This is a genomic window from Microbispora sp. NPDC049633 (genome assembly GCF_040675265.1).
Lineage (GTDB): Bacteria > Actinomycetota > Actinomycetes > Streptosporangiales > Streptosporangiaceae > Microbispora > Microbispora maris.
In genome coordinates, this window is the sequence record NZ_JBFAOO010000268.1 from 1 (window position 1) to 8114 (window position 8114).

An 8114-nucleotide genomic window follows, 5' to 3' on the forward strand; every position below is an offset into this window, starting at 1 on the left:
GGCTGACCAGGGCCAGCCCCGCGGCCAGGGCGGCCGACGCGATCACCGGCGCCGGGCCCGGCGCGAACCCCGTGACCGTGAGGGTGAGCAGCGCGCCGCCGACGAGCGGGACGGCCACCGGCACGTACCGGTGGGCGGCGGCCCCCGCGGGCTCCTCGAAGCGGCCGAGCAGCATGGTCAGCGCGACCAGGATCAGCGCCAGGGCGGCCAGCCACAAGGGGACGGCGCTCCACCAGGCCGCCGAGCCGGCGTGCGGGGTCGCCAGCCCGAATCCGATGGTCGCCACACCGGCGACGGTGACGAGCGCGGTCATGTGCCACAGGTAGACCGTCATCATGCGCGGCGCGAGCGCGGTGAGCACCGCCTCGGCCTTCGGCCGGGCGGCCAGCGCGTTCAGGGCGGGGCGCAGCAGCATCGCCAGGCCGAGCTGACCGGCGAACAACGCGAGCATGCAGGCGCTGGGCGGGGCCATGTTCGAGATCATCCCCGGCATCCCGATCATGCTGGCGGGGTAGGGCCCGGTCGCCACGAGGGCCGCCACCATCGCGAACCCGGCCACCGCGAGCCCGGCGGCCCGACGTCCCGTCAGCCACTCAAGGCCGCCCTCGGCGTACCGGATCCCGACCTGGTGGACCGCCAGCCAGACGAACGCCACGTTGAGGTAGCCGGCGGCCTCCAGACCGGAGAACCGGACCACGTCCATCAGCACCGCGCCGCCCGCCAGCACCGGCAGGGCCACTCCGGCCCGCACCCGCAGCAGGTGCGGCGTGGCCACCACGGCCAGCAGGTAGACCGCGAGGAACCAGAGCAGCTGGCCGACCGTCCGCGCGGCCACCTCCACCGGCTGCGCGGGCATGCCGAGGGCCTCCAGGAGGTGGGGGAGCGGCAGCCACAGGACCGCGAGCGGCACCACCGGCCAGGCCAGGCGGCGCACCCGCCGCGCCGTCCACTCCCGGGCCGTCCCGCCCCGGCGGGCGGCGGACCCGAAGCTGATCGCGTTGGCCGCGCCCCCGGCGAAGAAGACCAGCGGCATGACCTGCGAGATCCAGGTGACGTACGGCACCGCCGCCAGGGCGTTGCCCGTGGTCAGCCGTCCCTGGGCGTACGACAGGACCGGCATCGTCCAGTGCTGGACGACCACGAGGACCATCCCGAAGACGCGCAGGACGTCGATGAAGCGGTCCCGTGGCGCGGGCGCGGCCGGGGCCCTTTCCGGAGCGGGGGGAAGCATGGTCAGGGACATGGGGGACGCCTTCGCTGTGTCGGCCGGCGGACTGGTGCGCCTGCGGGCGGTGGGGGCTCGAAGCCGCGGTGGTCGCGGTGGTCGCGGTGGTCGCTGGCTCGGGGGCCCGGGCCTCGCGAGCGGTTCAAGCGTCCCGCCGCGGCCCCGGCCGGCACAGCGACGCGGTCCCTACTTCCGATCTTGGGTGGCCCCTACCGCGATGGTGGGGCCTGCCCTACCATCCCCGCGTACGCCCAGGCAGGAGCCCCGGCCGTCCATGCGCGGACGGGCCGGGGGCGGACGCCGGACAGGGGATTGGTACCGTTGCGTCCGACGCGCGCCGCGTAGCGAAGTCCGGTGAGAATCCGGCGCTGTCCCGCAACTGTGGTTCCCCGCCCCCGGGGACGAGCCAGGTCGCCTGCGCTGCGCGCCGACGCCATCGACCCTCGTGGAAAAGGGTGATCCGTCGCTTCCAGCGGGTCCCTCGATTCCCGGCATTCCCCCTGATGGAGGACCCTCGTGAGGCCCGTACGCACGGCCGTCGCGGGTGTGGTGCTGGGCGTGCTCGGACTGGCCGGCTGCGGTCAGACCGACGGCGCCGCCACGTCCGCGGACCCCGCCCCCGCAGTCTCGAACACCGCCGCCTCGACCACCGCCGCCTCGACCACCGGCGCCTCGACCACCGGCGCCTCGACCACCGGGGGGCAGGGCGCCTTCCCCGTCACCGTGCAGGCCGGAAACGGCGCGGTGACCATCTCCAAGCGCCCCGAGCACATCGTGTCGCTCTCGCCCACGGCCACCGAGATCCTTTTCGCGATCGGCGCGGGCGCGCAGGTGTCGGCGGTGGACGACCAGTCGAACTACCCGCCGGAGGCGCCGAAGACCTCGCTGTCGGGGTTCAAGCCCAACGTCGAGGCGATCGTGGCCGCCAAGCCCGACCTCGTCGTGCTCGCCAACGACCTGGAAGGCGTCGTGGCCGGTCTGGGGAAGGTCGGCGTGCCGGTGCTGCTCGAACCCGCCGCGACCAAGCTGGACGACACCTACGACCAGATCAGGGACCTCGGCGCGGCCACCGGCAACACGGCCAAGGCCGAGGAGGTGGCGAACGGCGTCAAGCAGAAGATCGACGCCCTCGCGGCGGCGGCGCCGAAGGGCAAGAGCCTGACGTACTACCACGAGCTGGACAGCACGCCCTACGCGGCGACGTCGAGCACCTTCATCGGGCAGGTCTACAACCTTTTCGGGCTGAAGAACATCGCCGACGAGGCGCCCGACGCGGCGGGCGGATACCCCAAGCTGTCGGCGGAGTTCATCGCCAAGGCCGACCCCGACCTGATCTTCCTGGGTGACACCAAGTGCTGCGGCCAGAACGCCGCCACGCTGGCCAAGCGGCCCGGCTGGTCCGGCCTGTCCGCGGTGAAGAAGGGCCGCGTGGTGGAGCTGGACGACGACATCGCCTCCCGCTGGGGACCGCGGGTCGCCGATCTCGCCCAGGCCGTCGGCGACGCCGTGCAGAAGGCGGCGAGCTGAGCCCGTGAACGCGTGGCCGGTGAATGCGTGGTGACGCCGTGACCCCGGCCCGGCGCTGGCGGGCGCTGCTCGTCGCGTCCGCCGTGCTGGCGGCCAGCCTCGCCGCCGGCCTGGCGGTGGGCGCGGCGGGCATCTCGCCGCGCGCCATCGGACTGGCGCTGCTCGACCGGCTGCCGCTGGTGTCCCTGCACTCGGGGCTCGCGCAGGTCGAAGAGAACCTGCTGTTCCAGCTCCGGGTGCCCCGGGTGCTGCTCGCCGCCGTCGTCGGCGGGCTGCTGGCCATGGCGGGAGCGGGCTACCAGGGTGTGTTCCGCAACCCGCTGGCCGACCCGTACCTGCTCGGCGCGGCGTCCGGGGCCGGCCTCACGGTCACGCTCGTCGTGGTCTTCCTGGGCGGCGAGGCCGGGGTGACCGCGGTGCCGGTCGCCGCCTTCGCCGGGGCCGTCGGCGGGGTGTTCCTCGCGTACGCGCTGGGCCACACGGCGGGCCGGGGCGGCGGCACCGCGACCCTGGTGCTCGCCGGGGTCGCGGTCACCTCGTTCCTCACCGCGATCCAGACCTTCGTGCAGCAGCTCAAGGTGCAGGAACTGCCGCGGATCTACGCCTGGATCCTCGGCGACGTCGGCGGCGGCTGGGACCAGGTCCGCATGATCGCGCCGTACGCCGTGGTGTCGACCGTCGTCATGCTGCTGCACGGGCGGCTGCTCGACGTGCTGTCGGTCGGCGACGAGGAGGCGGTCAGCCTCGGCCTGCACGCGGCGCGCGTGCGATTCGCCGTGGTGCTGGCCGCCTCGCTCGCCACCGCGGCGGCGGTCGCGGTCAGCGGGCTGATCGCGTTCGTCGGGATCGTCGTGCCGCACGTGGTCAGGCGGCTCGCCGGCTGGTCGTACCGGATCGTGCTGCCGCTGTCGTTCCTCGGCGGCGCGGCGTTCCTCGTGCTCGCCGACACGATCGCCCGCACGGTGCTCGCGCCGGCCGAGCTGCCGATCGGGGTGGTGACGGCGTTCGTCGGCGCGCCCTTCTTCGTCACCGTCCTGCGCGTGACCCGGCGGGTGGAGACGTGAGCGGCGACGGGCACCCGGCGATCGAGGCGCGCGGCGTGGGCGTCACCCTCGGCGGGCGGCGGGTGCTCACGGACGTCACGTTGTCGGCCGCGCGCGGCCGGTGGCTGGCGGTCATCGGGCCGAACGGCGCGGGCAAGTCCACGCTGCTGCGGGCCGTCGCCGGACTGGTCCCGAGGGAGGGCGAGGTGCTCGTCGACGGGACGGCCGTGGACGACCTGCGCCCGCGCCGGCGGGCCCGGCTGATCGCCTACGCCCCGCAGAACCCCGCGCTGCCCCCCGACATGAAGGTGTACGACTACGCGCTGCTGGGCCGCACGCCGTACATCCCCTATCTCGGCAGCGAGAGCCCCCGGGACCGCGAGGTGACGCGGTCGGTGCTGGAACGGCTCGACCTGGACGGCTTCGCGTCCCGGCCGCTCGGGCACCTGTCCGGGGGCGAGCGGCAGCGGGTCGTGCTCGCCCGGGCGCTGGCGCAGCAGGCGCCGGTGCTCCTGCTGGACGAGCCGACGACGGCGCTCGACCTCGGCCATCAGCAGCAGGTGCTCGAACTCGTCGACCGGCTGCGCCTGGCCGACGGCCTCACCGTCGTGACGACGCTGCACGACCTCAGCCTCGCCGGGCAGTACGCCGACGCGCTCGTGCTGCTCGCCGCCGGGCGCGCGGTCGCGGCCGGGCCGCCCGAGCGGGTGCTGGCCGAGCCGCTGCTGACCGAGCACTTCGGCGCCAGCGTGCGGGTGGAGCCCGGCCCCGACGGGCGCCCGCTCGTCCACCTGGTCCGGCCGCTGACCTCCCGGATGACTCCCGCGGAGGGAGCGTGAGCGGCCTGCCGCGGCCGTCCCTGACGTACCGCGTGGAGGACGGCCTGCGGCTCGGCGCGTTGCTGTGGCGGTTCGGGCCCGGCTGGCGGATGATCTCCTCCGCCATGCTGGGCGGCGGTGTCGGCCGCCGCGAGTGGGTGCTGAACGCGCAGGTGGCGGCCGGTTACTCACGCATGGACCCGGTGGAGCACTTGGACGCGCTCGGCCCCGGCGGTCCCGGGGTCGGCATGATGACGGCGGCGCTGGTGGAGCGCTACGTCGCCGCGGCGGACGGGGGAGCGGAGGCCGTCGCCACGGTGGGACTCGGCGTGCCGACCTGGGCGGCCTCGCCCGAGGGCGTGCCCGACCCCGGTGTGCCGTACGTCCCCGAACCCGCGCGGGAGGCGGCCGGCGGGGGCGCCTCGGAGGTGGCGCGGGGGGCCGTCGGCGCGGGCGACGCGGGGCCGAGCGTGCCGCGCCCGGGGACGATCAACATCCTGGTGGCCGTGCCCGTCGCGTTCTCCGACCCGGCGCTGGTCAACGCCGTGATGACGGTGACCGAGGCGAAGACGCAGGCGCTGCTGGAGGCGGGTTTCCCCTGCACGGGGACCGCGTCGGACGCCGTCTGCGTCGCCGTACGGGAGGAGGGCCCGGAGGAGGCGTTCGGCGGCCCGCGCTCGATGTGGGGCGCGCGGATCGCCCGTGCGGTCCACCGGGCCGTCCTCGACGGCGCGCGGGACTGGCGGGCCCGGCGGGCCGGTTAGCCGACGGCGGGGGCGCGCCGGCGCCGGACCCGGAGCCGGCCCTCGGTCAAGCGGCCGCAACGGTGATCTTGGTGAGCCGGTCCGAGACCAGCCAGACGCGCTCGGCGTCGTCCGCACTTCGCAGCCGGGAGTACATCCGTTGCTCTGCGGGTGGGCCGCTGAGGTTGCCGAGGCCGCTGGGTCCGTAGAGGGCGCCGGGTTGGGCGCCGGGGCTCGTCGCGGCCATGAGCGCGGGCAGTATCGCGGTCTCGACGGTGCCGACGAGAATGCCGCGGGCCGAGAGCGCGCGGATCAGGCGGACGCCGCCGGTGTCCGCGGTGCGGCCGAGCTCGGGCCGGGCGGCGAGGAGGCTGGTGGGGGCTACTCCGGGGTGGGACAGGTTGCTGGTGATGCCCCACCCGTGGGCCTTGCTGCGGCGGTCCAGCTCGAGACCGAAGAGCCCCAATGCGATCTTGGACTGCTGGTAGGCGCGCGTGGCGTTGTAGCCGCGTTCCCAGTTCAGATCGTCCCAGTTGATGGCGCCGCGGTTCGCGGCGATGCTGATCTGCGATGTGACGCGGGCGCGGCCGGCGCGCAGCAGCGGGAGGATGTGGCTCACCAGGGCGAAGTGGCCGAGGTGGTTGGTGCCGAATTGGAGTTCGAAGCCGTCCGCCGTGGTCTGCCGGCTCGGCGGGGTCATCACGCCCGCGTTGTTGATCAGGATGTGGATGGGCCGGCCCTCCTCGCGGAGGGCGTTTCCGAGGGCCTCGATCGACTCGAGCGACGACAGGTCGAGATCGCGCAGCGAGACCTTCGCGTCCGGGAGGCTCTGGCGGATCCCGGCGATCGCGTTCTCGCCCTTGCGGCGGTCGCGGACGGGCATGAGGACGTCCGCGCCGGCCGCGGCCAGTCGCGCGGCCATTCCCAGCCCCACGCCGTCGCTGGCACCGGTGATGAGCACGCGTTTCCCGGACAGGTCCGGGATGGTGATGTCGATTGCCTGACGTGGCATTGCTGCTCCTTGTGTTGTCGTCCCGGTGCCGTTGTCCCGGTGTGGTCGGTCCGGTGTCGTCGTCCCGGATCCACGGTCCCGGACGCCGCGTGGGAGTTCCAGGGACCGCCGATCCACGGATGCGGACTCATCCGTTCCCGGGCGGAGAGGGGGATCGGCGATCCGTGGTCGCCGTCCCGCGGGGGCGATAGAAAGAAGCAGCACCGTGAGTGGAGGGAATGCCGTGATCGATCGCGCTGGGCTGGCGGAGTTCCTCCGGAGCCGACGGAAGGTGCTGCAACCCGAGGACGTCGGCCTCCCGCGCGGTCCCCGTCGCAGGGCGACCGGGCTACGGCGCGAGGAGGTCGCGGCACTGTGCCACATGTCGACCGACTACTACTCCCGCCTGGAGCGAGAACGCGGACCGCGGCCGTCGAGCCAGATGCTCGCCTCGATCGCCCAGGGCCTGCACCTCTCGCTCGACGAGCGCGACCATCTGTTCCGCCTCGCGGGGCACAACCCGCCCGCCCGCGGCGGAGCCGGCGAGCACATCAGCCCCGGCCTCCTGCGCATTCTCGACCGCCTGAACGACACCCCCGCGGAGATCGTCACCGAGCTCGGGGAGACCCTGCGGCAGACCCCCATGGGCGTCGCGCTCACCGGCGACACGACCCGGTACACCGGGCCCGCCCGCAGCAGCGGGTACCGGTGGTTCACCGATCCGGCCGCCCGGCGGCTCTACGCGCCCGAAGAGCATCCGTTCCTCACCCGGATGTACGCCTCAGGGCTGCGCGAGATCGTCACCCTCCGCGGCCCCGGATCCCGAGCCGCACACCTCGCCGACCTGCTCCTCGCCCGCAGTGACGAGTTCCGGCGAGCGTGGGACGCCCACGAGATCGGGATACGCCCCCACACGGTCAAGCACTTCGTCCATCCCGAAGTCGGAGCCCTGGAGCTGACGTGCCAGAGACTGGTCGACCCCGACCAGGCCCACTCGCTGCTCGTCTACATCGCCGTTCCCGGCAGCGAGAGCCACGACAAGCTGCACCTGCTGTCCGTCATCGGCACACAGGCCCTTCGCTGAGGCCTTCCGTGTCCCCCGCCGGGCAGCGGAAGGCCCGGCGGGCTACTTGAACGTGATCGTGTTCACCATGTGGTCGATGAGCGCGCGGTCGCACCGGCCGGCCGGGCAGAAGAACGCGATCAGGACGGTCGTGCCGGCGTCGCCCTGACGGACGACGTAGGCGGAGAAGTCCAGGCGCCCGGTCTGCTGGGGGTCGCTGAGCACGCCCTCGATCCGGAAGGCGGGCTTGGCGCCGACGGTGGTGGGAGCAGGCACGCCGTAGTAGGTGGTCACGCCGGGGAGCGCGGGGCCCAGGCTCTCCTGGAGCTCCAGTGGCGAATCCGAGGTGCTCAGAGTGTTGCTGACCTGGGCGAACACCCCCGTCGCCCGGTCCGGATGGCCCGTGATGATGGGGTTCACCTTCGACCAGTCGGTGTTGCCCGGCACCGCGAACAACGCGTCGAACTCGTCCACGGCCGGTGAGGCGATCATCCACTGGTCGGCGTTGGTCCTGGCCTCACCCCAGGTCGCGGGGTAGGCCATGGTGAACGGCGCCGCGGTGCTGCCGGGGTAGGTGTTCCACGTGGCGGCGGTGTCGCCGCCACGGGTGAGCAGCAGCGCGGCGGCGACGGCGATGGACAGCGGGCCCGCGGTGCCGAGGTCTCCCAGGCGCTGAATCCCGCGCAGCAGGTCGTGAAGATCGT

The 8114-nt window shown here is 73.8% G+C and carries 7 protein-coding genes, 1 pseudogene and 1 riboswitch; of the genes and pseudogenes, 5 read left to right on the forward strand and 3 right to left on the reverse strand.

From position 1 onward, the window contains the following. Positions 1-1243: acyltransferase (locus AB0J39_RS36225; RefSeq protein WP_363473141.1), on the reverse strand; the 1243-nt coding region annotated here is incomplete at its 3' end. A 283-nt stretch (positions 1244-1526) separates the two neighbouring features. Continuing rightward, a riboswitch (cobalamin riboswitch) is annotated at positions 1527-1663 on the forward strand. A 78-nt stretch (positions 1664-1741) separates the two neighbouring features. Between AB0J39_RS36225 and AB0J39_RS36230 the strand changes: the two genes are divergently transcribed. From AB0J39_RS36230 to AB0J39_RS36245, 4 genes are read left to right on the forward strand one after another with little or no spacing between them, the layout of a single operon-like run. After that, positions 1742-2752 carry an ABC transporter substrate-binding protein gene (locus AB0J39_RS36230; RefSeq protein WP_363473142.1) on the forward strand — a complete coding sequence of 337 codons (1011 nt, stop codon included), beginning with the start codon at positions 1742-1744 and terminating at the stop codon, positions 2750-2752. Between the two features lie 23 nt (positions 2753-2775). Beyond that, complete coding sequence (locus AB0J39_RS36235) at positions 2776-3816, forward strand: iron ABC transporter permease (protein WP_363473143.1); 1041 nt, start codon at positions 2776-2778, stop codon at positions 3814-3816. Then, positions 3813-4634: an ABC transporter ATP-binding protein gene (locus AB0J39_RS36240; protein WP_363473144.1), complete on the forward strand. Its 822-nt coding sequence runs from the start codon at positions 3813-3815 to the stop codon at positions 4632-4634. Before AB0J39_RS36235 ends, AB0J39_RS36240 begins: the two co-directional genes overlap by 4 nt. 5 nt (positions 4635-4639) lie before the next feature. After that, on the forward strand, positions 4640-5377 hold the full coding sequence (locus AB0J39_RS36245; RefSeq protein WP_363473149.1) for an adenosylcobinamide amidohydrolase: 738 nt from the start codon (positions 4640-4642) through the stop codon (positions 5375-5377). A 46-nt stretch (positions 5378-5423) separates the two neighbouring features. On the opposite strand, the gene AB0J39_RS36250 is transcribed toward AB0J39_RS36245, so the two are convergent. Then, positions 5424-6368 (reverse strand): SDR family oxidoreductase, encoded by a 945-nt coding sequence (locus tag AB0J39_RS36250; protein ID WP_363473146.1) that lies wholly within the window; start codon positions 6366-6368, stop codon positions 5424-5426. 223 nt (positions 6369-6591) lie between these two features. Between AB0J39_RS36250 and AB0J39_RS36255 the strand changes: the two genes are divergently transcribed. Next, positions 6592-7431 carry a helix-turn-helix transcriptional regulator gene (locus AB0J39_RS36255; RefSeq protein ID WP_363473147.1) on the forward strand — a complete coding sequence of 280 codons (840 nt, stop codon included), beginning with the start codon at positions 6592-6594 and terminating at the stop codon, positions 7429-7431. A gap of 42 nt (positions 7432-7473) precedes the next feature. On the opposite strand, the pseudogene AB0J39_RS36260 reads toward AB0J39_RS36255, so the two are convergent. After that, positions 7474-8114, reverse strand: a pseudogene (locus AB0J39_RS36260) (serine/threonine protein kinase); the annotation flags it as partial.

Coding starts and splice junctions, on each gene's coding strand:
- AB0J39_RS36250 (WP_363473146.1), bottom strand. CDS start 6,368: ATGCCACGTCAGGCAATCGACATCACCATCCCGGACCTGTCCGGGAAA.
- AB0J39_RS36235 (WP_363473143.1), top strand. CDS start 2,776: ATGCGTGGTGACGCCGTGACCCCGGCCCGGCGCTGGCGGGCGCTGCTC.